Raw genomic sequence first — 25,616 nt, forward strand, 5'->3', positions numbered from 1 at the left:
TCCTGGGTACGTGTCGGAGGAGGCAGGCTTTGATGACATGGTGTCGTCATCAGCTTGACGTCGGACGCCGACGTTTGTGACACTTCGTCATGAAACGCCAGCACGAGCAGAGGTGGGCCGTGACCACGTCGTTCTCCGAAACTTTGCGCAACTCCACCTGGGCCGACCACCAGTCGGCGGAGTCGGAGGGCTACCTCTCAGCGCTGATGAGCGGCCGGTTGAGCGAGCACGACTACGGCGAGATGGTCGCCCAGCACTATTTCGCGTACGTCGCCCTCGACGGCGTGTCACGCCAGCTGGCGGATCACCCGGTGGCGGGCCGCTTCGTGTTCCCCGAGCTGTACCGGGAGCCGGCACTGGAGCGCGACCTCGCGACGATCTACGGCCAGGGCTGGCGCGACCGGATCACCCCGTCGAAGTCCACCCGCACCCTCGTGGCCCGCATCCACCAGGTCGCCGACTGGCCCGGCGGCTACGTCGCCCATCACTACACCCGCTACCTGGGTGACCTGTCGGGCGGCCAGTTCATCCGGATGGAGCTGCAGAAGATCTACGGCTACGCGAAGGGCGGGGGCGTCGACTTCTACTTCTTCGACGAGCTGGGCAGCCTGCCCCGGTTCAAGAACGACTACCGCTCGCGGCTGGACGTGCTGGGGCTGGAGCTGGACGAGCGGGAGCAGCAGCGCCTGATCGGTGAGGTCAGGCTGGCCTACCAGCTCAACACGGAAGTGCTGACGGAGCTCAGGCACGTGGTCAAGGCCGCCGCCTGAGCCCGACCACTGACGGCCCGGGCCCGGCGCTACAGCCTTTGACGGCCCTGGGGCCCGGGCTACGCCTTTGACGGCCCTGGGGGCGGGGCTACAGCCTTGACAACGGCATCAGCCGAAGACCCGCCTGGGGCCGCAGCCGGCACCGCTTCAGGCAAAGCCGCAGCGCCGACACCGCTCCGGGCCCGACCACAACGCTGATACCCGCCCTCGGGTGCGGCTCCAACGCTGGTACCTCAGATGCGGCTCCGACGCTGCTACCGCCCTCAGGTGCGGCTCCAACGCTGGTCCCGCCCTTGGGGTGGGCCACAGTGCTGGCACCACCCGGCCGAGGCCGTCCGAGGGCTCCAGAGCCGGCACCAGTGCCAGCGGCCGGAGACCGCCGGGCAGGCCCACGGAGCCGACACCCCCGCCCGCGGACGCGGCTTCGGGGCCGACACTCCCAGCCCGAAGTCCGAGCGAGGCTGCGGACCCGACACCACCGGACGCAGGGGCTCAGCTCGGACCTTGGAGCCGACGCTCCCAGCCGGAGCTCTGCAGCGGTACCACCGCCAGGTGCAGGCGCTCAGCTCGGGCTACAGGACCCCGGCCCGAGCCCGTGGCGAAGCCACGGAGTCAGCGCCAGCCCGTTTGGAGGGTGCGAACGCTGTTATCAGCGTGTCGCCTGGGGTTTCCGAGGGCCGAGGTGTCACCCCTGAACGTAGGAGCCGCAGCGATAGTGCGGAACTTCCGGCGCGCCCCGGCCTACCATGGGCGTATGCCCCGCATCTCGGCCGCCACGATCGGCGAGCACCGCGCCCAGACGCGTGATCGGATCCTGCAGGCCGTCTCGCGCCTGTCCAGGGTGCAGGGCATCGACGCCATCTCCATGACCGACGTGGCCGGCGAGGCCGGCATCACCCGTACGGTCCTGTACAACTACTTTCCCGACAAGGCGGCGCTGCTGCTGGCGTTCACCGAGCGCGTCACCCGCTACTTCATCGACAGCTACGAGCGGGAGCTGCCTGCGGGGGCCTCGCCCGCCGACCGGTTGCGCGCGTTCGTACGGCTGCAGCTCACCGGGCTGCTCGCGCATCCGCACCCGGGGGCGGCCGATCTCAGCGCCGCGCTCGGACCCGACGCCTACCAGCGGCTGGCCGAGCACGTGGCGCCGATGCAGAGCATCCTGGTGGAGATCCTGGACAACGGCATCGAGGCCGGTGACTTCCGCGCGCTCGACGTGGACGCCACTGCGCGGATGATCCTGGCGGTCATCGGCGCCGAGCGGGTGCCGCTGATCAGCGGAGACGTGACGGTGGAGACGGCCGGGGAGCTGGTGTCGGAGTTCGTGCTGCGGGCACTGGGCAACGGCTGACCCACCACCCCCGGACGACGGCGGGCGGCGGGCCTGGGCGACAGGCAACGGCGCAGGCGAAGGTGGCAGGCGATCAGCGGCGGCGCGGGTTGCAGGTGATGGGTGGCGGGGAGACTGTCGGGGCCCGGTGACAGGATGGCCCCATGACCGACAATCCCGCCCTCGTGCACGGAGAACACGTCGCGCTCAAGTCGGCACGCGGCCGGTGGATCCTGTTCGCGACCGTGCTCGGCTCCGGCCTGGCGATGCTCGACAGCACGGTGGTCAACGTCGCGCTGCCGTTCCTGGGGCGGGAGCTCGACGCGGGCATGGCCGGCCTGCAGTGGACGATCAACGCCTACACCCTGACCCTGGCCGGGCTGATCCTGCTGGGCGGCTCGCTCGGCGACCGATACGGGCGCCGCAGGCTCTTCCTCGTCGGGACGGTCTGGTTCGCGGTCGCGTCGGCCCTGTGCGGGCTGGCGCCGAACATCGAGTTCCTCATCGGCGCCCGCGCGCTGCAGGGCATCGGCGGGGCGCTGCTGACGCCCGGCTCTCTGGCCATCATCCAGGCGTCCTTCGTCCGGCACGACCGGCCCAGGGCGGTCGGGGTGTGGTCCGGGCTCGGCGGCGTGGCCAGCGCCATCGGGCCGCTGCTGGGCGGCTGGCTGGTGCAGTCGGCAGGCTGGCGGTGGGCGTTCCTGATCAACCTGCCGTTCGCGGCGTTCGTCGTGTTCGTCACGCTGCGGCACGTGCCGGAGAGCAGGGACGAGGCGGCATCGGGCCGTTTCGACGTGCTCGGCTCGGTGCTGGCGGCGCTGGCGCTGGCCGGCATCACGTACGGGCTGATCCAGAAGGGCGTGTCGGTGCCGCTGGTGGCCGGGCTGGCGCTGGCGCTGGCGTTCGTGGTGGTGGAGATCCGCAGGTCGCCGGACGCGCTGGTGCCGGTGGGCATGTTCCGCGACCGGGTGTTCACGGCGGTGAACGTGGTGACGCTGATCATGTACGCGGCCATGGGCGTGGTGTTCTTCCTGCTGGTGGTGCAGCTCCAGGTGGTGTCCGGGTTCTCCCCCATCGCGGCCGGGCTGGCGATGCTGCCGACGACGATCCTGATGCTGCTGCTGTCGGCGCGGGCCGGAGACCTGGCCAAGCGGGTGGGGCCGCGCTGGCCCATGACGATCGGGATCCTGGTGGCGGGAGGCGGGTTCGTGCTGATGAGCACCATCGGGTTCGGCGCGTCGTACCCGCTGCAGGTGCTGCCGGCGGTGTTCGTGTTCGGGCTGGGGCTGTCGGCGGCGGTCGCGCCGCTGACGGCGACCGTGCTGGCCACGGCCGAGGAGCGGCTCGCGGGCACGGCCAGCGGGGTGAACAACGCGGTGGCCCGCACCGGGAGCCTGCTGGCCGTGGCCGCGGTGCCGCCGCTCGTGGGCTTGGTGGGAGACGCGTTCGAGCAGCCTCGGGTGTTCGACGCGGGCTTCCGCACGGCGATGCTGATCAGCGCGGCGATGATGGTGGTGGCCGCGCTGATCACGTTCCTCACGATCAGGACGAACGTCCTGGCCGCCGACGACTGACCAGCCCGCCTGGCCCGCCTCCGGTCAGCAGCCGCGGACCAGAAGCCGCCGGTCAGAAGCCTGCGGTCGGATCAGAAGGTGAAGGCCTGGCTGCGCACGCTGTTGTCGAAGTTCGACAGCAGCAGCTCGGGCTCGCCGACCGAGCGGATGCCCGGCAGCCGGGTCAGCAGCTCGCGGAACATCGTCCGCATCTCCTGCCTGGCCAGGTTGGCGCCCAGGCAGAAGTGCGGGCCGGGGCCGCCGAAGCCGACGTGCGGCTTGGTGTCGCGGGTGATGTCGAACGTGTCGGCGTTCGGGAACACCGACTCGTCGCGGTTGGCGGAGCCGTAGAAGAGCACGACCTTGTCGCCCTTCTTCAGCTCCAGGCCGCGCAGCGAGTGGTCCTCGGTGACCGTGCGGCGGAACTGCATGATGGGCGAGACGTATCGGACCATCTCCTCGACGGCGCCGTTGATGTGCGCGTCGAAGTCGCTCATCAGCAGCTCGCGCTGGGCCGGGTTCTCCGTCAGGAGCCTGATGCCGTGGGCCATCGTGTTGCGGGCCGTCTCGTTGCCGGCCACCAGCAACAGCGAGAAGAACGAGCCGAGCTCCTTGTCGGTCAGCTTCTCCCCGTCGGGGTTGGCGTTGACCAGCAGGGAGACCAGGTCGCCCTTGGGGTCGGCGACGCGCTCGTGGCCGAGCTTGATGACCATGCGCTGCAGCGCCAGCAGGGCCAGCATGTTCTGCCCGGCCATCTGCACGCTGCGCGCCAGGCTGGGCCGCACGCCGGTGTAGGCGGTGGAGATGTCGACGTGCTGGTGCACCTTCTCCCGCAGCTCCTGCGGGATGTCCAGCATGTCGCAGATGACGTGGATGGGCAGCCGGGCGGCGACCTGGGTGACGAAGTCGCGCGGGCCGTCCCTGACCACGTCGTCCACGATGCGCCCGCACGTGGCCTCGATGTCGCTCTGCAGCCCGGCGAGCATCCTGGGGCTGAACGAGCGCGTCACGATGCGGCGCAGGCGGGCGTGGCGCGGGTCGTCCATGTTGACCATCGACTCGCCGAACACCTGCTTCACCCAGCTCGGCGGCTCGGGGTTGGTGACGGCCGGCTCGCTGGAGAAGATCTTGGCGTTGCGGCTGGCCTCGACCACGTCGGCGTGGCGGACCAGGGCGTAGAAGCCCTTGCCCGAGCGGAGGAAGGGCACCTTCTTCTCCGGGAAGAACACCGGGTGCTCCAATTGCCGGAGCCGGGCGAACGCCTCGTTTCGCTCTTTGAGGGGTTTGCGCCAGAAATCCAGATCAGCGAGGTCGATGTCCACCCGTCTATGGTGGCACGTTCCCGTGCCCCGGGAGCCCTTCGGAGCGGGCCCGATCCGGCGGCGGGAACGCTCGTGAATGTGCATCCTGCCCTCCTGGCCCGTTCTCGTGCCGTTCAGGCCAGGTTCGACCTGCCTGGTCATTACTTCCGGTATGAATGCGCTGCTCGCCGCCTGTCTGATCGTCCCGCTAGCCTCAGGAGCGGCTCCGGCCGCCGCCGCCCGCGCGTGTGGCGGCCACCCGCTCGACTTCGACGCCGACGGCCGTCCCGACCTGGCCGTGGCCGCCCCGTACGACGCCGCCAGGGCAGGCTCCGTCACCGTCATGTACGGGTCCGGCGAGAAGGCGAAGCTGACCCAGAAGGGGGCCGAGCCGGGTGACTCGTTCGGGTCGGCGCTGGCCGTGGGCGACTTCAACGGGGACCGGTGCGCGGACCTGGCGGTGGGGGTGTCGGAGGAGTTCGCGGGCGAGCGGGTGCCGGGGGGCGACGGGAACGGGGTCGTGCAGATCTTCGACGGGTCACCGGCGGGGCTCGTGGCGGGGAAGGAGCTGAAGCTGGTCAAGCCGTCCAGCGACCGGTTCGGGGCCTCGCTGGCGGCGGGGGACCTGGACGGGGACGGGCGGGACGAGCTCGCGGTGGGCGCGCCGGGTCACCGGTCGGGCGGGGCGGTGACGGTGTACGGGATGAAGGGGCGCAAGGCGTACCAGATCACGCAGAAGACGCCGTGGGTGCGGCAGGGGGCGAACGTCACCGACCAGTGGGGCGCGTCGCTGGCCACCGGCGACTTCGACGGCGACGGGCGGGACGAGCTGGCCGTGGGCGCGCCGGCCGACAGTGTGAGCAAGGACGGGCAGGGCTCGGTGACCGTGATCGACGTGCGGGGGAAACGGGCCCGGTTCCTCACGCAGAGCACGCCGGGGATCAAGGGGGCCGCCGAGAAGTGGGACAACTTCGGCGCCTCGCTGGCGACCGGCGACTTCAACGGCGACGGCAAGGCCGACCTGGCGATCGGGGTGCCGGGCGAGGGGCTGAGCGCCAACCAGCGGGCCATGGACTACGGTGACGGCACCGTGGACGTCCTGTACGGCTCGCGGGCCGGGCTGCGTACCGACAGGACCGAGGCGTGGTCGCAGAACACGCTCGACGGCAGGCCCCGCTACTACGACCGGTTCGGGGCCTCACTGGCCGCGGGGGACTTCAACGGCGACGGCAACGACGAGCTGGCCATCGGCGTGCCCGGCGAGAAGGCCGTGCAGGTGCTCGCCGGGCGCTCCTCAGGCGGGCTGACGCGGGTGGGCAACCTGCTGGTCAAGGGCAAGGGGCAGGACTTCGGGGCGTCGGTGGCCGCGCTGCCCGGCTGGGAGCGGTACCGGTCACTGGCCAAGCGGCCGCCGGTGTACGGGCTGGTGGTGGCGGCGCCCGATCAGGGGATCATCATGTACGCGCCGGGGAGCAGGCGGGAGTCGGGGCGGGTCAGGCTGGGCAAGGTGCGGCAGCTCGACAAGGGGACCGGCCTGTACGGCTACACCTTCGGCTGAGGCGGCTCACCGCTACAGCAGGCCGAGGCGACGGGCAGCCGGCTCACCGCGACGGCGGGCCGAGGGCTACGGGCAGCCGGCTCACCGCGACGGCGGGCCGAGGCGGCGGGCTACGACTCGGGGCCGGGGTCCGGTGGCCGGGTCGGGAGGATGACCCGGAACAGGGCGCCCTTGCCGGGCTCGCTCTCCGCCAGCACGATCCCGCCGTGCGCCTCCACCAGCGTGGCCGCGATCGACAGCCCGAGCCCCGACCCTCCGGCGCCGCGGGCGGGGTCGGCCCGGTAGAAGCGCTCGAAGACCCGCTCGGCCACCTCCCCGGAGAACCCGGGCCCCTCGTCGGCCACCTCCACCACGGCCTGGTCACCGTCCGGATGAAGCCCCACGCGCACCTGGAACGGGGTGCCGGGCGGGGTGTGGGTGAGCGCGTTGGTGACGAGGTTGTTGAGCACCTGCCCCAGCCGGGGCTCGTCGCCGGTGACGACCACGTCGCCCTCGCCGCCGAACAGCCGGACCAGCTCGATCTTCCTGTCGGGCGCCAGCGTCTGCGCGTCGATGACGACGGTGGCGGCCAGGCTGAGCAGGTCCACGGGCCGCATCGCCAGCGCGCGCCGCTGGTCGAGCCGGGCCAGCAGGAGCATGTCCTCCACCAGCAGCCCCATGCGGGCGGCCTGCCCCTCGATGCGGCTGAGCAGCCGTACGGCCTCGGCCAGGTCCTTCTCCTCCCCCAGCCGGTACAGCTCGGCGAAGCCCCTGATCGAGGTCAGCGGCGTGCGCAGCTCGTGGGAGGCGTCGGCCATGAACCGGCGCATCAGCTCCTCCGAGCGCCTGGCGGCCGTGGCGGACTCGCGGGCCGAGACGGCGGACCTGCGGGCGGACTCGGCGGCCTCCTCGCGCTCGCGGACCGCCACCTCGATCCGGGCGAGCATGGTGTTGAGCGAGCGGCCGAGCTTGCCGACCTCGGTGGTGCCTGCCCAGAGGGGCACGCGGCGCGACAGGTCGCCGCCGGCGATGTCGTTGGCGGTGCTCGCGATCTGGCGCAGGGGGCGCAGGCTGCGGCGTACCAGCCCGTAGCAGACGAACCCGAGCACGATCAGCGTGCTGCCGCCGCCGGCCGCCACGATCAGGATGAGCTGGGAGACCGTCGCGTCCACGTCGGCCGTGCTGATGGCCATCATGCGGCTCTGGCCGCCGCGCGTGGGCACGGCGACGACCCGCCAGCTCGGGCCGCCGGCGTCGCGTGACTCCACGGTGAAGGGCCGCCCCCTGAGCTCGACGACCTCGGCGAGGGTCAGCGGCGGCAGGTCGGGCGTGTGCTCCTCGGTGGACTCGCTGATGGTCCTGACGAGCTCGCCGCCCGGCCCGAGCACCACACCGTGGAAGAGCCCGAAGTAGCGTTGCGGCCGGCCGCCGGGGCGCAGCTCCACGGGCGGCGGGGGCGGGTCGCGCGGCGCGGTGGCCACGCGGAGCTGTTCGTCCACCCGCTCGACGAGGTAGCTGCGCAGCAGCCGCACGGCGAACAGGCCGGTCGCCGTGATCGCGATGGTCACCAGCAGGAGGGTGGCCGAGACCAGGCGCAGCCAGAGCGGCGCCCTGGAGAGCTGCTTCCTGAGGCCGCCCAGGGCCTCGCGCAGCCGCCGCTTCCCGGGCCCGCCGGAAGGCCCGGCCGGGGGTCCGCCGCTCCTGCTCATACGCGCGGCGGGCGCAGGATGTAGCCGACCCCGCGCAGCGTGTGCAGGTACTTGCGTTCGCCGGTGTCGACCTTGCGGCGCAGGTAGGACACGTACGACTCGACGAGGCCGACGTCGGTGCGCCAGTCGCCGTTCCAGACGTGGTCGAGGATCTGCGTCTTCGACAGCACCCGGCCTGTGTTCAGCATGAAGTACTGCAGCAGCCGGAACTCCGTCGGCGACAGCCGCACGGGCACGCCGTCGCGCCAGACCTCGTGGCTCTCCTCGTCCAGCTCCAGGTCGGCGACGCGCAGGCGGTTCGGCGGCGGGGTGCCGCGCCTGGTCCTGCGCAGCACGGCCCGGATGCGGGCGATGACCTCCTCCAGGCTGAACGGCTTGGTCACGTAGTCCTCGCCGAGCCCCAGCCCGGCGATGCGGTCCTCCGGCGTGTCCTTGGCGGTCACGAACAGCACCGGGACCCGGCGGCCGCGGGACCGCAGCCTTCCCGCGACCGCCAGGCCGTCCAGGTCGGGCAGCATCACGTCGAGCATCACCAGGTCGGGCGTGCTCTCCTCGGCCACCCGCAGGGCCTCCATGCCGTCGGCCGCCGTCAGCACCTCGAACCCGGCCATGCGCAGGCTGGCGGAGAACAGCTCCCTGATGTTGGGCTCGTCGTCGACCACCAGCAGCCTGGCCTCGGGCTCGCTCATCGTGGGCCTCCTCCCTGGAATCCCTGGCTCCCCTGGCTGATCGAGGTGGCGGCGACCGCGCCGTCGGCGCCCTGCCTGCCGCGCACCACGATCGTGGTGCCGGTCTCCAGGTCAGAGACCTTACCGGGCTGGGAAATCTGCACGGTGGTCTGGTCGGTGGTGGTGACGGTGACGGTGGAGCCGTCCATGGTCTTGACGTACACCTTGCCGTCCTCGACCTTCTCGACCGTGCCGACGGTGCCGCCGATCCGCTGCCCGCCGTCCGGCTGCTGCCGGCCACTGCCGGGGATCTGGCCGCGCTGCTGGCCGTACCCGCCGTTCACGGGGCGTTGCTGGGCGGCGGCCTGCGGCGGCGCGTCGGCGCCGCCGAACCAGCTCTCCGCCTGGATGCCGATCAGGATGCCCGCCACCAGGACGACCCCGGCGGCCAGCGCCAGCGTGACCTTCGAGGTGCCCTTGGCGGGCTGGACGGCGAGCTCCTCCCGCAGGTCGTCGGGGAACGGCGAGGAGTCCAGCTTGTCCATGTCCTTCTCCCTTACTCGTGGCGCAAGGCCTGGATCGGCCTGAGCTTGGCCGCCCTGTTGGCGGGGTAACTGCCGAAGAACAGCCCGATGCCCAGCGACACGCCGAGCGCGAGCACCACCGAGGACGGCACGAGGACCGGCTCGATGCCGGCGATGGTGAACCTGGTCCCCAGGAACGCCACCAGCACCCCCGACAGCCCGCCGACCAGGCTGAGCAGCGTCGCCTCCATCAGGAACTGGCCCAGGATCGCGCTCCTGGGCGCGCCGATGGCCTTGCGGATGCCGATCTCGCGCGTGCGCTCGGTGACCGTCACCAGCATGATGTTGGTGATGCCGATGCCGCCCACCAGCAACGAGATCGCGGCGACGGCGGCCAGCAGCACGGTGAAGGTGCCGGTCGCCTCACTGACGGTCTCCTGCAGGGTGGCCTGGTTGAGGATGCGGTAGTCGGGGTTGTTGTTGGTGATGCCGTGCCGCTGGTTGAGGATAGCCGTGACCTCGGCCTGCGCGGACGTGGTGGTCTCCGCCCCGGTGGCCTGCACGACGATCTGGCCGAGCGAGCCGAACCCGCTCAGGCTCTGCTGCACCGCCGGCAGCGGCGCGATGGCCACGTCGTCGGCGTCCTGCATGCCGGTGGACCCGGCCTCCTTCAGCACGCCGACCACCGTGAACGGCACCCCGGACACGCTGATCTGCTTGCCGATCGGGTCCACGGAGCCGAACAGCTCCTCCACCACGGTCTGGCCGAGCACCACGACCTTCCTGGCGGCCAGCACGTCGTCGTTGAAGAAGTACGTGCCCTTCGCGACGGGCTTGTTGACGGCCTCGAAGTAGCTGGGGTAGGTGCCGACGAACTGCGAGACGGCGTGGCTGGCGGCGCCGTACGCGGCGGTCGAGGAGGAGGCGTTGACCACCGGCGAGACGCTGCGCACCGACGGGGCGAGCGTCCTGTCGGTCAGCGCCTTGGCGTCGGCGAGGCTGAGCTGCCTGGCCTGGGTGCGCGGCCCGGTGTTCCCGCCCCCGCCGCCCGGCGCGCGCATGCCGCCGCCCCCGCCTCCACCGCCCGAGAAGGACGGGGAGATCGTCAGCGTGTTCGCGCCGAGGCGCTGGATGTTCTGCTGGATGCTCTGCGAGGAGCCCTCGCCGACCGCGACCAGCATGATGACCGCGGCCACGCCGATGAGGATGCCGAGCGTGGTCAGCGCGCTGCGCATCTTGTTGGCCAGCAGGCCGCGCAGCGCGAAGCGGAGGATCTCGATCTGGTTCACCGGGCGACCGCCCCGTCCTCGTCCGCCACGCGCGGCGGCGGGCCGTCCACCGGCGCCTGGCGGCGGTCCTCCACGATCTGGCCGTCCACCAGCCTGATCACCCGCTTGGCGTGCGCGGCCACGTCGTCCTCGTGCGTGATCAGCACGATCGTGCGGCCGGACGCGCTGAGCCTGTCCATGATCTCCAGGACGTCGCCGGTGGAGGCGGTGTCGAGGTTGCCGGTCGGCTCGTCGGCCAGCAGCAGCGCGGGGGCCGTGACCAGGGCCCTGGCGACGGCCACGCGCTGCTGCTGGCCGCCGGAGAGCTGGTTCGGCTCGTGGTGCACCCGGTCGGTCAGGCCCACCTGCGCCAGCGCGGCCAGCGCCCGCTCGCGCCGCTCGGCCTGGCCGACGCCGCCGTACACGAGCGGCAGCTCCACGTTGGCCAGCGCGCTCATGCGCGGGATGAGGTTGAAGGACTGGAAGACGAAGCCGACCCTGCGGTTGCGCAGGATGGCGAGCTGGTGCTCGTCGAGCAGGCCGACGTCGGCGCCGTCGATGGAGTACGTGCCGGAGGTCGGGACGTCGAGGCAGCCGAGGATGTTCATGAGCGTGGACTTGCCGGAGCCGGAGGCGCCCATGATGGCCACGTAGTCGCCCTGCTGGACGTCCAGGCTGATGCCGCGCAGGGCGCGTACCGTGGCGTTGCCCTCGCCGTACTCCTTGACCAGGTTCCGCACGCGCAGGACCGGCACGGGGTCCACGGCGCGCAGGCCCGCGGCCGTCATCGCCCGCCTCCGCCGGGCACGCCGCCGCCACCGGGGAAGCCTCCGGTGCCGCCGACGCCGCGCATCATCCCGCCGCCGTTGCCGGTGGTGCCGGTGGTCGTGGCCGGGGGCACGATCTGGTCGCCCTCCGACACGCCGGATCTGATCTCGGTCAGCGTGGCGCCCTGAACGCCCACCTCGACCGGGGTCCTGGTCTGCCTGCCGTTCTCCAGCACGGTGACGGTGGTCTGGCCGCCGCTGGTGGAGATCGCCGTGGAGGGGACGGTGACGACGTTCTCCGCCTGGCCCACCACGACCTCGACGGTGGCGGTCTGGCCCAGCCTGACCTGGTCGGGCACCTTGGTGAAGGTGATCGTGACCGGGTACTGGACGACGTTGTCGCTGGTGGAGGCGACCGGCTGGATCTGCGTGACCTCGCCGGTGGCCGTGACGCCCGGCAGCGCGTCGAACGTGATCGAGGCCGCCTGGCCCTGCTTGAGCTTGCCGGCGTCCGACTCGGTGAAGGTGCCGACGAGCTGGAGCCGGGTGGTGTCGGCCAGCTCGACGAAGCCGGAGGAACCCGTGCCGCCCGTGCCGCCGGTGCCGCCCGTGCTGCCGGTGCCGCCCGTGCTGCCAGTGCTGCCGGTGGAGCTCTGGCCGCTGCCCGCGGCGGTGCCGCCCACCGAGCCGTTCACCGCGGTGACCGTGGCCTTGAACGGCGCCTTCAGCACGGTGCCCGCGACCGTGCGCTGGGCCTGCCTGTAGGCGTTGCGGGCCTTGACGTAGGCGGCGTAGAGCTGGGCCGTGCCGGTCCCGTCGTCGACGGCGCTCTCGTACGTGGCCTTGGCGGCCGACAGGCTCTCCTGGGAGGCTGCGTCGTCCAGCCTGGCCAGGATGTCGCCCTTGGACACCTTGTCCCCGGCCTTGACGTAGATCTTCTCCACGGTCCCGCTCGTCCCGAACGAGAGCGCACTGGATCGGGAGCTCTCCACCGCTCCCGAGGCGGACACGGAGGCCGTCACGGAGCCGCGGCCCGCGGTCACCGTCCGCACGGCGCTCTCGCCCGCGGCCTGTCCCGTGCCGAGCTGCGCGTAGGCGAGCCCGGCGCCGCCGAGCAGGAGCACCGCGAGCGCTCCGTTGGTAATCAGCGCTCTGCGCCTGATCGACACCTTCACGAGCGAGGACCCTTGCACACAAGGCTGCGCCGCAGCCGTGGGCAAGCTGAACGTCCGCTGGGAGCCTGCGGCCCGGTGCGGGCCCACAGGCAACTCTGAGGGTGCTCGCAGGCTGCCGCGATCCTGCGCGGCCATGATGTGCCGTCATGAGACCGACTTTCGCGCTGGGCGGCCTCGCCCTCGCCGTGCTCGTGGCCGGCTCCGGCCTGGCGCTGGCGCTGCGCGACGACACCCCGCCCACCGTCCGGGTACGGCTGGCCTCCGCCCAGCGCGGCCTGGTCACGGCCTCGGTGAGCGCGGCGGGGAGCACCGTGGACGGCTCGCGCAGGGACCTGGCGTTCGGCTCCCCGGGGACGCTGACCAAGGTGTACGTCAAGGTCGGGGCCAAGGTGAAGAAGGGCCAGGTCCTGGCCAGGATCGACGGGCGGGCGGCGCGCGAGGCGCACACGGCGGCCAGGGCCGATCTGGCGGCGGCCGAGGAGGCGCTGGAGCAGGCGTCCTCCGGCACCTCCACGCCCACGGGCACCTCAGCGGCCACCACGACCGGCAACTCGACCGGCAACCCGACGGGCAACTCGACCGGCAACCCGACGGGTGGCTCGGCGGGCACGGGCGGTGGGGCATCGGCCGCGACCGGCACCGGCGCGGGACCGTCCGCCGCGTCCTCGGCGGGCACCGGCGGGCGGGCCTCGTCGGCCGGTGGCGGCACCTCCGGGACGACCTGCGCCCCCGCGACGCCCGCCGCCGGGACGTCGCCCGCCAACGGCGCGACCCCGGCCCCCTCCGGCAAGGCGACCGGCACCGCACCCGCCCCGACCGGAGGCGCCGCTCCCTCCGGCCCCGCCACCCCGACCGGCGGCGTCGTGACGGGCGTTCCCGCGCCCCGGTCCACGGGCGGAGGAAGCCCGGCCGCCCAGGCAGGCGACCCCGCCGGGCAGGGCGGTGCGGGCCCGGCCGGACGCGCCGGCGGTAGCCCGGCGACGGCGCACGGCGGCGGAGCCGACGGCGCGCTGGGCCCCACAGCGCCGCCCGACGAGAAGACCGGCACGGCCGCGAAGGCGAGCCCGACGCCCGACCTCACGCCGCATCCGACGGCCACGGCGACGCCCGGCCCCACGGACCCCGAGCCCCAGCCCACGGTGACGGTCACCGTGACGGCCACCGTGACGGCCACCGCCACCGTCACCACGACGGTCACCGCGACCCCGACGGCCGGCGCTCCCAACGGCGGCAACGACACCGGCGGCAACGGGACCGGCGGCGACGGGACCGGCAGGCCGGAAGGGCAGCCGCCCGGCACGGGCTCCCCCTCCGCCACCGCGCGCCCGTCCACCACGGCCAGGCCCTCGGCCACCGGCAAGCCGTCCACCACCGCGAAGCCGACGGCGAGCGGCAGGCCCACGACGGGCGCCCGCCCCTCGCAGAGCCCCTGCGCCACCCCGCCGGGAACCGGGAACACCGGCACCGGCAACCAGGCCGCCCCGGGCACCGGCCAGCCCTCCAGGGCGGGGACGAGCGAGGAGCAGGCCGCCGCGAACGTGGACCGCGCCGAGGCCGCCCTGGAGGAGGCCGCCGACGCCGTACGGGGCACCCGCATCGTGGCTCCGGCCTCCGGAACGGTGCTGTCGATCGCCGGCAGGACCGGCGACGCGGCGGGCACCGGCACCTTCATCAGCCTCGGGAACCTGAACGAGCTCCAGATCTCCGCCATGGTCACCGAGTCCGACGTGAACCGGCTCAAGCTAGGCCAGAAAGCCCAGATCACCCTGGCCACCAGGAGCGGCGAGAAGTACCAGGGCACGGTGACGGCCATCGCGCCGACCGCGACGGTGGACGGCCGGCTCGTCCGCTACCCGGTCACCCTCGCCTTCGACGAGCCGCCCGCGGGCCTGATGCTCGGCCAGACCGCCTCGGTGACGATCACCACGGACGAGTCCAGGAACGCGGTCTACGTGCCGGCCGCGGCGGTGCGCACCAGGCCGGACGGCACCCAGGTGGTCACCGTGCGCTCCGGCGGCCGGGACTCGGCGAAGGCGGTGCGGACGGGCGTGCGCGGCGACCAGTACGTGGAGGTCGTCTCGGGCCTGTCGGAGACCGACCAGGTGGTCATGTCGGGCACCACGTCGGGCGAGTTCCCCGACGGAAGCTGGCCGGACGCGTGATCCCCCATCACGCCTGCCGGTCCGCGCCGCGCGGAAGCCACCACGCCGGCCGGTCCGCGCCGCGCCGAAGCCGGCGGGCACCGGAGGCCGGGAGGCGCGCCGGCACCTGAGCCGGCCGGTCCGGACGGATACCACCCGCCCGCCCGGGCCGGCCAACGCCCGGCCGGACTCCGATCCACCTGCCACCAGGAGTCCGGCCGGGTCTCACCATGTGGACGAAACGGTTGAGCGGATCCTCAGCGGGCTCCCAGCGGACGTTCAGCCAACGACGCCCCACCCGACGCGGGGAGCCGCCTGTCCGGCGGCCGCCGCCCCGGTGAGCGCCGGGATCGTGAGCCGGTGGGCGGTCCTGGCGCGGGCGCCCCTGCGGGAGATGTAGTCGAGCGTCCGGAAGTCCACCGACAGCTCGTCCCTGGTCAGCCGGGCCATCAGGTAGCCGCGCCGCTGGTCGATGTAGGAGATGTGCGGGTTCTCCTGGAGGGCCTCCGAGATCCACGTACGGTCCCGGTACCCGTCGCCGTCGCTGGCGATCGAGGAGGCCACCAGCTCCCTGGCCACCACCGGCGCGTCGGGGTCGTCGAAGTCGGTCTTGAGCTCGGCCAGGTGGTGCATGTGCGCGTCGCCGGTCAGCACCACGGGGTTGGGCGTGCGCGACAGGGACCGCAGCAGCCGCGTGCGCTCGGCGGCGTACCCGTCCCAGGAGTCCAGGTTCACCTCGCGGCCCGGCCCGATCTTGTAGTCGCGGTGCGCCACCATGATCTGCTGGCCGAGCAGGTTCCAGCAGGTGGTGGAGTCGTTCAGGCCGCTCTCCAGCCAGCGCCACTGGTCGGCGCCGAGCAGCGTGCGCTCGTCCGCCAGCCGCTCGTCGCAGCCGGCCCGCACGCCGTCCAGGCAGGCCTGGTCGTCGCGGAACTGCCGGGTGTCGAGCAGGTGGAAGCGCGCCAGCGTGCCCCAGGAGATGCGCCGGTTCACCTTGAGCGCGGCGCCCTGGAGGCTGGCGCGGCGCAGCGGCATGTTCTCGTAGTACGCCCTGAACGCCTGCGCCCGCCGCCGCTCGAAGCCGGGCGCGCCCGTGCTGGAGACGCGGCCGGCCCAGTTGTTCTCCACCTCGTGGTCGTCGAACGACATCAGCCACGGCGCCACGGCGTGGGCGGCCTGCAGGTCGGGGTCGCTCTTGTACTGGGCGTGCCGCAGGCGGTAGTCGGCGAGGGTCTCGCACTTGCCGGGCGTGTGGGTGCGTACGCGGCCGGCCAGCGCGGTGTAGCCGCTGGGGCCGTACTCGTACATGTAGTCGCCGAGGAAGACCACCAGGTCGGGCTCCTGCTCGGCCAGGCGGCGGTAGGCGGTGTAGTAGCCGTGCTCGTAGTGCGCGCAGGCGGCGACGGCGAAGTTGAGCGGCGTCTCCCCCGCCGGCGTCGTCCTGGTGCGGCCGGCCGGCGAGAGGCGGCCCTGGCTCCTGAACCGGTAGAAGTACTCGCGCCCCGGCTCCAGCCCCTTCAGCTCGACGTGCACGCTGTGGGCGGCGCCCGCCCCGGCGGTGGCCGTGCCGGACTCGACCACCCTGGCGAAGCGCTCGTCCGTGGCGACCTGCCAGTCCACCTCGACGTCGCGGGAGGGCATGCCGCCGCGGCCGTCGCCGCCCAGCGGGTCGACGGCCAGCCTGGTCCACAGGACGAACCCGTCGGCGGAGGGGTCGCCGGAGGCCACGCCCAGCGTGAACGGGTCGGCTCTGAGGGTTCTGGATGAGGAGGCGGCGGCCGCCGGGGCGGCGGGCTGCGGGAGGAGAAGGCCGGCTGTCGCCGCTGTCAGGAAGGCTCTGCGGTCCACGATCCCAGGTATGTCCACCTGCGCTGACTCCGCCGTGACTGCGGAGTCAAGCGCGGGTGAACAGCATCGGTCGGTCAGCGTGCGCCGCCGGCGGTCAGGCCCTCGGCACGCGCGGGAGCGCCGCGCGGAGCGCGGTGGCGTCGGTGAACCGCACGCCGGTCATGCCGGCGCGCTCGGCGCCCTCGACGTTCTCCGGACGGTCGTCGATGAAGACGATCTCGGCGGGGTCGGCGCCGAGCCCGCGCGCCAGCTCCTCGTAGATCTCCCTGTCCGGCTTCACCAGGCCCATCCTGCCGCTGTAGAAGCGGTGGCCGATGGCGGCGACCCAGGGCAGCTCGTCCAGGCCGTCTCCGACGCACACAGGCGCGTTGGACAGCAGCGCCACGTCGCGGCCCGCCTCCAGGAGCTCGCCGAGCAGGGTGATCGTGCCTCGGTTGGGGTAGGCCCAGCTCGCGACGTCCATGGCCACCAGCCGCGCCACCTCGTTCTGCGCGGCGGGCCGGCCCAGCACCGCCGACCAGTAGGCGTGCGGGCTCAGGCTCGCCCGGTCGAACTCGAGCCGGTGCTCCCAGTAGCCGCGCCTGAACTCCTCGGGCTCGGCCCCCATGGCCCGCGCCATGGCGTCGGCGTCGGACCGGGGCTGCGGCAGGGACAGGACACCGCCGTAGTCGAAGACTATCCATGTCATGCCAGGAATGGTCGCAGATGCGGGTCCAGCGCCGGGCAGCCCAGATACTTCCCGGCCGTGTGGAAGTCGATCCAGTCGAGGTTGACGAGCTGCTCGACGTCCACGCCGGTGAAGCTGCCGGTCAGCGCGGGCGGGATGGCGGCGATGTCGTCCTTGTCGGCGATGTTCACCCAGCGCCTGACGCCCTTGGGCCGCTCGCCGCGGCCGTTGACGGGGGCGGGCAGGAGCCGTTCGAAGATGACGTTGCGCATGCCGAGCGGGCTGCCGAGCGTCAGCAGCAGGTCCACCTCCAGGTCGGGGTTGGCCCACAGGGCCTCGTACGCGACCACGCTGCCGAGCGAGTGGGCGATCACCACCTTCGGCCGGTTCTTCCTGATGCACTCGGCCACGGCCTGCCGCGACTTCTCGCGCCGGGTCTGGTCGGTGAGGTAGGCGGCCACCTCGGGCGCGAACAGCTTGGCGAAGGCGGCCGACCTGCCGTCCAGCCGTTCCAGCAACCAGCCGGTGAACGACTTCAGCGCCCCCGTGACGTGCTCGCCCACGCCGAGCTGCCGCGCCCAGCCGGCGAGGACCTGCTGGGCCTGCAGCTCCATGGCCTTCCTCGGCGCCGCCGCGCCGTACTCGTCGTCGCCGTCGTTGAGGAGGTGGGAGAAGTAGGCGATCTCGGCGAAGTACGCCCGCGGCTCCCCGCCGAGCCCCAGGTGCAGGTACCGGTCCCATTTGGCCCGCATGGCCTCGGCCGCCCCCGTGGCGGACCTGCCCGCCTGGAGGTAGTAGTTGTACTTGCCGATCCCGTGCACGCCGACGATGACGGCCACCGCGCCTCCCCGTGATCTTTTTGGCGGCATACTGCCACACGCTGCTTGCAGTCCGCCGTCAGCGGGCGGGCCGGGTACGGCTCTGTGCGGAAAATGCCGTTGCGGGTGGCATGGGGCGGCCGGATACGGTGACATGTCACTACGAACGCAATGCTTCGCGAACAGGAGCTCTGAGCATGCCCGGCCCGCTGGTCGTCAACGACTCGATCGTCATTCCCGACATCGAGCTCGTCTGGCGTTTCTCCCGCTCCTCGGGCCCGGGAGGCCAGGGCGTCAACACCACCGACAGCCGGGTGGAGCTCAGCTTCGACGTGGCCGCCAGCACGGCGCTGCCGCCCGCGCTCAAGGCGCGCGCCCTCGAACGGCTGGGCTCGGACACCATCACCATCGCCGCCTCCGAGTACCGCTCGCAGCTGCGCAACCGTGAGGCCGCCGCGCACCGCCTGGCGCAGCGCCTGCGCGAGGCCGTCGCCCCGCCGCCCAAGCGCCGCCGTCCGACCAAGCCCAGCCGGGGCTCCGTCGAGCGCCGCATCGCCGCCAAGAAGCACCGCTCGGACGTCAAGCGCCTGCGCCGCAACCCGTAGGGCCCCCTGGAGCCTGCGGCGCGCGCAACCCCTGGAGCCTGCGCCGGCCCCTGGACACGCCCGGGTGCGCGGGCCCCGGTCAGCCGATGAGGCGGGGCAGGGCGGCGATGTTGGCCGAGAGGTAGCCGGCCACCGCCTCCGGGATCAGGTTGCGCGCGTAGATCTCAGAACGTTCCAGCGGCACGCGCTCCACCTCGTACAACCCGCGCGAAGGATCCTCGAACTCGGGCCCGTGCCGCAGCTCCGGGTCCATGGACACCAGGCGGCAGCCGAAGACGTGCTGTGTCTTGACCTCGCCCCGCCACGGATAGGAGACGGTCACCAGGAAGGTCACGTCGGAGACCGTCGCCCCCAGCTCCTCCAGCAGCTCGCGGTGCAGCGTGTCCTCCAGCGAGCCGTCCTCCGGCTCCACGTGGCCGCCGGGCACGGACCAGTAGCGCGCGCGGCCCGGGACCGTGCGCCGGAAGAGAACCAGCCGCTCGTCGTGGTCGAGCAGGACACCACGGACACTAGGTCGCATACGTACACACTATTTGACCGGTATGTCCTTCGGGTAGCCTAACCTACGGTACCGTAACCTGAAGGAGAAGATCTTTTATGGCGATGACTCAGACGGAGCTCCTCCACGCCCTCGAGCCGGTCGTGGAGGTCGAGCTCAACCGCCACGAGAAGGTGGCGAAGGAGTGGTTCCCGCACGAGTACATCCCGTGGAGCGAAGGCCGCAACTTCGACGGCATCTACGGGGGCGAGGCGTGGGAGGAAGGGCACTCCAAACTGCCCGAGGCGGCCCGCGTATCACTCATCGTCAACCTCCTCACCGAGGACAACCTGCCCAGCTACCACCACGAGATCGCCACGACGTTCGGCCGCGACGGCGCCTGGGGCACCTGGGTGCACCGGTGGACCGCCGAGGAGGACCGTCACGGCACCGCCCTGCGCGACTACCTGACCGTCACCCGCGCCGTGGACCCGGTGGCGCTGGAGCGGGCCCGCATGGCGCACATGGAGAGCGGCTTCATGACGGAGTACGACACGATGCTCCAGCAGCTCGCGTACGTCTCCTTCCAGGAGCTCGCCACCCGCATCGCGCACCGCAACACCGGCAGGGCGTCCGGCGAGGAGGGCTGCGAGCGGCTGCTGGCCAGGATCGCCGCCGACGAGAACCTGCACATGCTCTTCTACCGCAACCTGCTCAAGGCGGCCTTCGAGCTCGACCCGAACCAGACCATGCGCGCCGTGACCGACGTGGTCACCACGTTCCAGATGCCCGGCCAGGGCATGGACGGCTTCGCCCGCAAGGCCATGATCATCGCGAACGAGGGCATCTACGACCTTCGCCTGCACCTGGACGACGTGCTCATGCCGGTGCTGCGGCAGTGGTCGGTGTTCGACAAGACCGATCTGGACGCCGACGGCGAGAAGGCGCGCGAGGAGCTGTCGGAGTTCCTGGCGAAGGCGGACGCGACCGCCGCCAAGTTCGTGGAGCGCCGCGAGGAGCGCCGCGCCCGCGCCGCCGCCCGCCAGTAGCCGCCTGACAGCAGCCGCCTGACAGCAGCCGCCTGACAGCAGCCGCCGCCTGACAGCAGGACAGGCCGCCTTCGTCGTCCGCGACAAGCACCCGGCGCCGCAGCCAGCCCCCCAGCGCCGGTGCTCCCCCCGTCTCGCTCCTGCGGGCCACCCCTCAACACGGTGTCCGCCCTGCCGGACGTGACGGGACGCGCCAGGCGGCGTCCCGTTCGGACGGCAATGTCTGTGCGCCTCTTGACCCGCTGATGGTCTTGGACATCCGAGGCATCGGGCAGGTTCCCGGTAACACCGGAACCCCTGGGGAGCAAGGGTGAAAATCATCGGGATCGCCGCCAGCCTCCACGCGGGGTCATTCATCACCAGATTGCTGGACGCGGCGGGCGGCGAGCTGCCGCCTGGCATCGGCTTCGAGGTGTGGCGGGGACTGGGCGAGATCCCGGCCTACCGTCCCGGCCCCGTCCCGGCCCCGGCGAGGGAGCTGCTCACGCTGGTCGCGGGCGGTGACGCGATCCTGCTGACCGCGCCCGAGCACAGCCTGCTGCCACTGGAGCTGGCGTACACGCTGGACTGGATGTCGGCGCGGGAGGGCCTGTCGGGCAAGCACGTGGCGGTGATGAGCGCGAGCGCGCGCGCCTGCGGGGCCATGTGGGCGCAGGCGGAGCTGTACAAGCAGCTCCTGGGCGCGGGCGCCGTCGTGATGGGGGCCGAGCTGGTGATCTCGCCCAGCTGGCCGCACTTCGACGAGGACGGCCGCCTGGCCGCCCCCGACCTGCGCACCCAGGTGCGCAACGTGATCCGGCAACTGTGCCCCGCCGGGGTGATGGAGCCCGCCCTCTCCCTCTGATCAGCGGGCTAGCGGGGGTCAGCCGGCGCCGGGGCTCAGCCGGTCGAGCTTGATGGCCAGGTCCATGACCTCGGACCGCAGGAAGTTGAACTCGTGCTCGATCTCCGACCGGATGACCGCGAACTCGACGGCGATCTCCGTACGCACGTCGTCCTCGCCGTCCTGGTCGTCCTGGTCGCCCTGTGACCCGGCGGGCGCCGCGACCGCTCTCCTGACCCCCTCGACCTCGGTGCCGACCGCCGCGACCTCCTCCCCCAGCCCGGCCCGCGCCTCGGCCAGGTCGGCCCGCAGTGCGGCCATCTCCGCCTGCAGCTTCCTGGACCGGTCGATGACCTCGCGCAGGAGCTCCTCCTGCTCCCGTGACTCCCTGACCCGTTCCGTGGTGGTTTCAAGATCCTCGACACGGAGTTTCAGGTCGAGAATCTCCGCCCGTATGTCCACGCACCCCTGCCTTTTCTCACCGTTCGGCCTCGCGTCAACTCATCGTCGCAGGCCGTCAAGGGCGGCAGCGAGCAGGGAGAAAAGCGGGGGTGTGGTTCTTTCCACCGGGCCCGCCGGCGGCGACGGCGCCGTCCCTGATCCGGCCGCGTGACGGCCGGTCCGGGCGGGTGGAGAAATCTTCTACCCGCTACCGCCGGTCCTCGATCTCCCACAGGTGGTCGATGACGTGCCAGGCGATGCGCCGCAGCGCGTAGCGGGGCGGCCAGGCGGTCGCGGGCGGCGGCTCCCAGGGGCGCGACAGCGTTTGCGCGAGCTCCGCGCGCATCGCGTCCCGGTCCTCGATCGACTTGTACGGCTTGTGCCGCACGCCGGCCTTCCTGGCGAAGGCGCGCTCGGCGTCCGTCACATGGTCGATGATCTTCGTCCGGTCCCGTCCGCCGCCGCGCGGGCCCTTGCGCAGTTCCTCCGGCGAGACGGCGGCGACCTCGTCGAACAGCTCCCAGGCCGCGCGCAGCAGGGCGACCTCGCGCTCGGCCTCGGCGGCGGGCAGCGGCTCCAGGTCGAGGTCCGGCACCTCGTACGGCACGCCGAAGTCGGTCGTCGACGTGCCCTGCACCGTGGCCACCACCCGGGGCTCGCCGGGCTCGAACGCCAGCCCGGCCCGTTCGGCGATCACGCGGTAGCGGGGGGCGTAGTCGATGAGCCGGTCGAGTGCCGCCTCCTCGCCCTTGTCGATCCGGCACCAGCCGGGCCAGTCGAGGGAGCAGGCGAACACCTTCTTGGGGCCTAGTTCGAGGTAGACGCGGGTCATGGTGCCGAGCCTGCCACGCTTACCTGTCAACGGCCGTCAGGTTCACCCGGGCTTCTCACTGCCGTTCCCCTGCGCCGCCGTACTCCGGCGAGGTCCTTTGAGAGGGAAGAACGCGGCGAGCTCACGCCGCCGTCGCGGAACGGACGCGCCCGCACCACGCCGGAGCGGGCGGGGGCGGCGCCGCGGGAGTCCGAGGGAGGGAGGGGGGTGGGTCAGATGAGGTCGATCAGGTCGGCGACCGAGTCGACGACCAGGGAGGGCCGGTAGGGGAAGCGGTCGATCTCGTGTCGCTGGGTGACGCCCGTGAGCACGAGGATCGTGAACAGCCCCGCCTCCATGCCCGAGACGATGTCGGTGTCCATGCGGTCACCGATCATGGCCGTGGTCTCGCTGTGGGCCTCGATCTCGTTGAGCGCGCTGCGCATCATGCGCGGGTTGGGCTTGCCGACGAAGTACGGCTCCACGCCGGTCGCCTTGGTGATCATGGCGGCGACGGCCCCGCAGGCCGGCAGGGAGCCCTCGGTGGAGGGGCCGATCGGGTCGGGGTTGGTGGCGATGAAGCGGGCGCCGCTCTCGATGAGCCGGATCGCGCGGGTGATCTGCGTGAAGCTGTAGGTGCGGGTCTCGCCGAGCACCACGTAGTCGGGGTCGAGGTCGGTCAGCACGTAGCCGACCTCGTGCAGCGCCGTGGTCAGGCCGGCCTCGCCGATCACGTACGCCGAGCCGCCGGAGCGCTGGTCGTCGAGGAACTGGGCGGTGGCCAGGGCGGAGGTCCAGATGGACTCGGGCGGCACGGCGAGGCCCGCGCCCGCCAGACGTACGGACAGATCGCGCTGGGTGTAGATCGAGTTGTTGGTCAGCACCCGGAACTTCCTGCCCGATTCGCTGAGCCGCTTGATGAATTCGTCCGCACCTGGGACCGGTCGTCCCTCGTGGACGAGCACGCCGTCCATGTCGGACAACCAGGAGTCGATCCGCTTACGCTGAGTCACGTGGCCCATCGTACCGAGCGCGCCTTATCGACTTCCCGCCCGGCACGTGAACAATGTTCCTCATGTCGTTCACTGAATCCGCCCAGGACATGCGGGACGAACTGGTCCAGCTCAGGCACTCGCTGCACACCACCCCGGAGCTGGGGCTCCACCTGCCGCGCACCCAGGAGAAGGTGCTCGCGGCGCTGGAGGGACTGCCACTGGAGATCAAGACGGGGACGGCGCTGAGCTCCGTCACCGCCGTGCTGCGGGGCGGCAGGCCGGGCCCCGCGGTCCTGCTGCGGGGCGACATGGACGCCCTGCCCGTGACCGAGAAGAACGATCTGGCCTACGTCTCCCAGTTGCCCGGTCAGATGCACGCCTGCGGCCACGACCTGCACACCGCCATGCTGGCGGGGGCCGCGCACCTGCTGAGCGCGCGGCGCGAGGAGCTGGCCGGCGATGTGATCTTCATGTTCCAGCCGGGCGAGGAGGGTCACCACGGCGCCAGGCACATGATCGAGGAGGGGGTGCTGGACGCGGCCGGCGCGCGGCCGGTGGCGGCGTACGGCATGCACGTGGTGTCGGCGATGCTGCCTCCGGGGCTGTTCGCGTCCAGGCCGGGGCCGATCATGGCGGCGGCCGACACGTTCTGCGTGACGGTGAAGGGGCGCGGCGGTCACGGTTCGAGCCCGCACCGGTCGCTGGACCCGATCCAGGCGGGCTGCGAGATGGTCACGGCGCTGCAGACGATGGTGACCAGGACGTTCGACGTGTTCGACCCGGTCGTGGTGACGGTGGGCAGTTTCCACGGCGGCTCGGCCGACAACGTGATCCCCGACGAGGCCAGGTTCGACGCGACGGTGCGGACCTTCAGCAAGGACAACCGGGTGCTGGTCAAGCGGCGGCTGGTGGAGGTCGTGCAGGGCATCGCGGCGGCGCACGGGCTGGAGGTGGAGGCGTCGTTCAACAACGGCTACCCCGTGACGGTCAACGACGGGAGCGAGGCGGGCTTCGTCGGCAGGACGGCCGACGAGCTGTTCGGGCCGGGGCGGTACTTCGTCTCGCCGCAGCCGGTGATGGGGTCGGAGGACTTCTCGTACGTGCTGGAGAACGTGCCGGGCGCGTTCGTGTTCCTGGGCGCCTGCCCGCCGGACCGGGATCCGGCGACGGCGCCGTACAACCACTCCCCCGAGGCGATCTTCGACGACGCGGTGCTGCCCGACGGGGCCGCCCTCTACGCGCAACTGGCGCACGCGCGGCTGTCGGCCTGACGTGCGCGCCTGGGTGGTCGGGCGGCCGGGGCCGATGGCGTCCGGGCCGCTGGTCCCGGCCGATCGGGAGGTGCCCGAGCCGGGGCCCGGTGAGGTGCTGGTGAAGGTGGAGGCGTGCGGCGTGTGCCGTACGGACCTGCACCTGGCGGAGGGCGATCTGGAGCCGCGCCGCCCGCGCACCTCGCCCGGCCACCAGGTGGTCGGCCGCGTCGAGGGCACCGGTGAGCGGGTGGGCGTGGCGTGGCTGCGCTCGACCTGCGGCACGTGCCGGTACTGCCTGCGGGGTATGGAGAACCTGTGCCCCAGGTCGGCCTACACCGGGTGGGACGCCGACGGCGGATACGCCGAGTACGTCGTCGCGCACGCGGACTACGTCTATCCCCTGCCCGGCGACCGGCCCGCCGTGGAGCTGGCGCCGCTGCTGTGCGCCGGGATCATCGGCTACCGCGCGCTGGCGCGGTGCGAGCTGCCGCCGGGCGGGCGGCTGGGGATCTACGGCTTCGGCGCCTCGGCGCACCTGACGGCGCAGGCCGCGATCGCCCAGGGCGCGGTGGTGCACGCGGTCAGCAGGTCGCCCGCGTCACGGGAGCTGGCGCTGGAGCTGGGCGCGGCCTCGGCCGGCGAGGACCGGCCGCCGGAGCCGCTGGACGCCGCCATCCTGTTCGCGCCGGTGGGCGAGCTGGTGCCGCCGGCGCTGGAGGCCCTCGACAGGGGCGGGACGCTCGCGGTGGCGGGCATCCACCTCACCGACATACCTGTGCTGAACTACGAGCGGCACCTGTTCCAGGAGCGCACGCTGCGCAGCGTGACGGCCAACACCAGGGCCGACGGGCGGGCCTACCTGGAGCTGGCGCTGGCGCATCCACCGCGGGTGACGACGGTGACGTACCCGTTGGAGGAGGCCGGCCGGGCGCTGGGCGATCTGGCGGCGGGGCGGGTGAACGGGGCCGCCGTCCTGATCATGGACTGAACAGCACTTGATGGAGATAAGCACCAGTCCATACACTCATGAAGGAAAGTTACATTAACCTCACAACCTCTGGAGATTATTGACGTCGATCGGGCCC

The 25,616-nt window shown here is 72.2% G+C and carries 24 protein-coding genes; 10 read left to right on the forward strand and 14 right to left on the reverse strand.

What is annotated here, in order from left to right:
• The first annotated feature begins 89 nt into the window (after positions 1–89).
• From HD597_RS30520 to HD597_RS30530, 3 genes are all read left to right on the forward strand, one after another.
• Positions 90–770 (forward strand): biliverdin-producing heme oxygenase, encoded by a 681-nt coding sequence (locus HD597_RS30520; protein ID WP_253746412.1) that lies wholly within the window; start codon positions 90–92, stop codon positions 768–770.
• A gap of 754 nt (positions 771–1,524) precedes the next feature.
• The gene (locus tag HD597_RS30525) at positions 1,525–2,121 is read left to right on the forward strand and encodes a TetR/AcrR family transcriptional regulator (RefSeq protein ID WP_253746413.1); all 597 of its coding nucleotides are present in this window, start codon (positions 1,525–1,527) and stop codon (positions 2,119–2,121) included.
• A 143-nt stretch (positions 2,122–2,264) separates the two neighbouring features.
• The gene (locus HD597_RS30530; RefSeq protein WP_253746414.1) at positions 2,265–3,674 is read left to right on the forward strand and encodes an MFS transporter; all 1,410 of its coding nucleotides are present in this window, start codon (positions 2,265–2,267) and stop codon (positions 3,672–3,674) included.
• A gap of 71 nt (positions 3,675–3,745) precedes the next feature.
• Here the strand turns inward: HD597_RS30530 and HD597_RS30535 are convergent, their stop codons facing one another.
• Positions 3,746–4,975, reverse strand: coding sequence for a cytochrome P450 (locus HD597_RS30535; RefSeq protein WP_253746417.1), 1,230 nt, complete (start codon positions 4,973–4,975; stop codon positions 3,746–3,748).
• Between the two features lie 151 nt (positions 4,976–5,126).
• On the opposite strand from HD597_RS30535, the gene HD597_RS30540 reads away from it, so the two are divergent.
• Positions 5,127–6,512 (forward strand): FG-GAP and VCBS repeat-containing protein, encoded by a 1,386-nt coding sequence (locus HD597_RS30540; RefSeq protein ID WP_253746419.1) that lies wholly within the window; start codon positions 5,127–5,129, stop codon positions 6,510–6,512.
• Positions 6,513–6,622: 110 nt separating this feature from the next.
• On the opposite strand, the gene HD597_RS30545 is transcribed toward HD597_RS30540, so the two are convergent.
• Genes HD597_RS30545 through HD597_RS30570 form a run of 6 tightly spaced genes read right to left on the reverse strand, consistent with a single transcriptional unit; the run spans position 6,623 to position 12,602 of the window.
• The gene (locus HD597_RS30545) at positions 6,623–8,200 is read right to left on the reverse strand and encodes a sensor histidine kinase (RefSeq protein ID WP_253746421.1); all 1,578 of its coding nucleotides are present in this window, start codon (positions 8,198–8,200) and stop codon (positions 6,623–6,625) included.
• Positions 8,197–8,889 carry a response regulator transcription factor gene (locus HD597_RS30550; RefSeq protein ID WP_253746423.1) on the reverse strand — a complete coding sequence of 231 codons (693 nt, stop codon included), beginning with the start codon at positions 8,887–8,889 and terminating at the stop codon, positions 8,197–8,199. The genes HD597_RS30545 and HD597_RS30550 overlap by 4 nt, the downstream gene beginning before the upstream one ends.
• Positions 8,886–9,413 carry a hypothetical protein gene (locus HD597_RS30555; RefSeq protein WP_253746424.1) on the reverse strand — a complete coding sequence of 176 codons (528 nt, stop codon included), beginning with the start codon at positions 9,411–9,413 and terminating at the stop codon, positions 8,886–8,888. The genes HD597_RS30550 and HD597_RS30555 overlap by 4 nt, the downstream gene beginning before the upstream one ends.
• An 11-nt stretch (positions 9,414–9,424) precedes the next feature.
• Entirely contained in the window at positions 9,425–10,681 is a 1,257-nt protein-coding gene (locus HD597_RS30560) for an ABC transporter permease (RefSeq protein ID WP_253746427.1), read from the reverse strand.
• The gene (locus tag HD597_RS30565) at positions 10,678–11,448 is read right to left on the reverse strand and encodes an ABC transporter ATP-binding protein (protein ID WP_253746429.1); all 771 of its coding nucleotides are present in this window, start codon (positions 11,446–11,448) and stop codon (positions 10,678–10,680) included. Before HD597_RS30565 ends, HD597_RS30560 begins: the two co-directional genes overlap by 4 nt.
• Positions 11,445–12,602 (reverse strand): efflux RND transporter periplasmic adaptor subunit, encoded by a 1,158-nt coding sequence (locus HD597_RS30570; RefSeq protein WP_253746430.1) that lies wholly within the window; start codon positions 12,600–12,602, stop codon positions 11,445–11,447. Before HD597_RS30570 ends, HD597_RS30565 begins: the two co-directional genes overlap by 4 nt.
• 146 nt (positions 12,603–12,748) lie before the next feature.
• Here HD597_RS30570 and HD597_RS30575 point away from each other — a divergent pair, with 146 nt between their 5' ends.
• Positions 12,749–14,764, forward strand: coding sequence for an efflux RND transporter periplasmic adaptor subunit (locus HD597_RS30575; RefSeq protein ID WP_253746431.1), 2,016 nt, complete (start codon positions 12,749–12,751; stop codon positions 14,762–14,764).
• Between the two features lie 258 nt (positions 14,765–15,022).
• Here the strand turns inward: HD597_RS30575 and HD597_RS30580 are convergent, their stop codons facing one another.
• The 3 genes from HD597_RS30580 to HD597_RS30590 all read right to left on the reverse strand — a co-directional run bounded on the left by HD597_RS30580 (position 15,023) and on the right by HD597_RS30590 (position 18,097).
• Complete coding sequence (locus HD597_RS30580; protein ID WP_253746432.1) at positions 15,023–16,591, reverse strand: alkaline phosphatase D family protein; 1,569 nt, start codon at positions 16,589–16,591, stop codon at positions 15,023–15,025.
• Positions 16,592–16,685: 94 nt separating this feature from the next.
• Complete coding sequence (locus HD597_RS30585; protein ID WP_253746433.1) at positions 16,686–17,279, reverse strand: HAD family hydrolase; 594 nt, start codon at positions 17,277–17,279, stop codon at positions 16,686–16,688.
• On the reverse strand, positions 17,276–18,097 hold the full coding sequence (locus tag HD597_RS30590; RefSeq protein ID WP_253746434.1) for a hypothetical protein: 822 nt from the start codon (positions 18,095–18,097) through the stop codon (positions 17,276–17,278). Before HD597_RS30590 ends, HD597_RS30585 begins: the two co-directional genes overlap by 4 nt.
• Positions 18,098–18,273: 176 nt before the next feature.
• On the opposite strand from HD597_RS30590, the gene arfB reads away from it, so the two are divergent.
• Complete coding sequence (gene arfB, locus HD597_RS30595) at positions 18,274–18,681, forward strand: alternative ribosome rescue aminoacyl-tRNA hydrolase ArfB (RefSeq protein WP_185106439.1); 408 nt, start codon at positions 18,274–18,276, stop codon at positions 18,679–18,681.
• A gap of 79 nt (positions 18,682–18,760) precedes the next feature.
• On the opposite strand, the gene HD597_RS30600 is transcribed toward arfB, so the two are convergent.
• A complete protein-coding gene (locus HD597_RS30600; RefSeq protein WP_253746435.1) occupies positions 18,761–19,201 on the reverse strand; it encodes an NUDIX hydrolase in 441 nt (146 codons plus the stop codon).
• A 77-nt stretch (positions 19,202–19,278) separates the two neighbouring features.
• On the opposite strand from HD597_RS30600, the gene HD597_RS30605 reads away from it, so the two are divergent.
• The gene (locus HD597_RS30605; RefSeq protein WP_253746437.1) at positions 19,279–20,208 is read left to right on the forward strand and encodes an acyl-ACP desaturase; all 930 of its coding nucleotides are present in this window, start codon (positions 19,279–19,281) and stop codon (positions 20,206–20,208) included.
• 310 nt (positions 20,209–20,518) lie between these two features.
• Positions 20,519–21,052, forward strand: coding sequence for an NADPH-dependent FMN reductase (locus HD597_RS30610; protein WP_253746439.1), 534 nt, complete (start codon positions 20,519–20,521; stop codon positions 21,050–21,052).
• Positions 21,053–21,070: 18 nt separating this feature from the next.
• Here HD597_RS30610 and HD597_RS30615 read toward each other — a convergent pair whose 3' ends face one another.
• The 3 genes from HD597_RS30615 to HD597_RS30625 form a co-directional block, all read right to left on the reverse strand.
• Positions 21,071–21,493 (reverse strand): hypothetical protein, encoded by a 423-nt coding sequence (locus tag HD597_RS30615; RefSeq protein ID WP_253746441.1) that lies wholly within the window; start codon positions 21,491–21,493, stop codon positions 21,071–21,073.
• Between the two features lie 187 nt (positions 21,494–21,680).
• Complete coding sequence (locus HD597_RS30620) at positions 21,681–22,304, reverse strand: DinB family protein (protein ID WP_253746443.1); 624 nt, start codon at positions 22,302–22,304, stop codon at positions 21,681–21,683.
• 212 nt (positions 22,305–22,516) lie between these two features.
• Positions 22,517–23,305, reverse strand: coding sequence for an HAD-IIA family hydrolase (locus HD597_RS30625; RefSeq protein WP_253746445.1), 789 nt, complete (start codon positions 23,303–23,305; stop codon positions 22,517–22,519).
• A gap of 53 nt (positions 23,306–23,358) precedes the next feature.
• Here HD597_RS30625 and HD597_RS30630 point away from each other — a divergent pair, with 53 nt between their 5' ends.
• On the forward strand, positions 23,359–24,549 hold the full coding sequence (locus HD597_RS30630) for a M20 metallopeptidase family protein (protein ID WP_253746447.1): 1,191 nt from the start codon (positions 23,359–23,361) through the stop codon (positions 24,547–24,549).
• Position 24,550: 1 nt separating this feature from the next.
• The gene (locus tag HD597_RS30635) at positions 24,551–25,519 is read left to right on the forward strand and encodes a zinc-dependent alcohol dehydrogenase family protein (protein WP_253746449.1); all 969 of its coding nucleotides are present in this window, start codon (positions 24,551–24,553) and stop codon (positions 25,517–25,519) included.
• Positions 25,520–25,616: the final 97 nt, after the last annotated feature.

Origin of the sequence: Nonomuraea thailandensis (genome assembly GCF_024172165.1) — a bacterium.
GTDB classification, from domain to species: domain Bacteria; phylum Actinomycetota; class Actinomycetes; order Streptosporangiales; family Streptosporangiaceae; genus Nonomuraea; species Nonomuraea thailandensis.